This is a genomic window from Vibrio sp. 1180_3 (assembly GCF_029478545.1).
GTDB lineage: Bacteria > Pseudomonadota > Gammaproteobacteria > Enterobacterales > Vibrionaceae > Vibrio > Vibrio aestuarianus.
In genome coordinates this window covers 1-472 of record NZ_SJFM01000175.1, presented here as the reverse complement: position 1 = coordinate 472, position 472 = coordinate 1, and the positions used below count along the sequence as shown (strand labels likewise).

1 protein-coding gene is annotated in these 472 nt (G+C 49.4%); it reads right to left on the bottom strand.

The window, feature by feature from the left end; translation table 11 throughout:
* Positions 1-281 precede the first annotated feature (281 nt).
* On the bottom strand, positions 282-472 hold a 191-nt coding region (locus EYW48_RS21450), incomplete at its 5' end, for a hypothetical protein (RefSeq protein WP_277433072.1).

The window sequence follows — 472 nt, the reverse complement described above, 5'->3', positions numbered from 1 at the left end:
GAAGTAGTCTACGGATAACATGTTAACGTAAGATAACTGACGATGACCACGACGTGCTTGACAGCCAAACAAGTCAGACAGCTCAGAGTGAGGGGTGTGTTTTTTTTCAATGATGCGGGTGCCACCGAGATCTACACCCTAGAGTTCGTCGGCAGCGTCAGATGTATATAAGAGACAGCTCAAACTGTTGCGTTTGCATCGCGCCAAAAGCTGCCAGAGCATAAATCGCAATACCTAACATCATCGTTGTTCGGATGATCCGATACGATTCCCCCTGTCCCTTATACAAATCTCCGGGCCCAGGAGCCAAAAGGCCACCCCGTATGCCGGCTTCCGCTGGAAAAAAAAACCAGCCCTTCTTCGACCACGATGGCGCGAACCTCTACAAGAACATAAGCGATGTCATCATCGACAAATTCGACGAAGAACTGATCACCTAGGACATACTGATCCCAGTCAGGCCCATCACTAC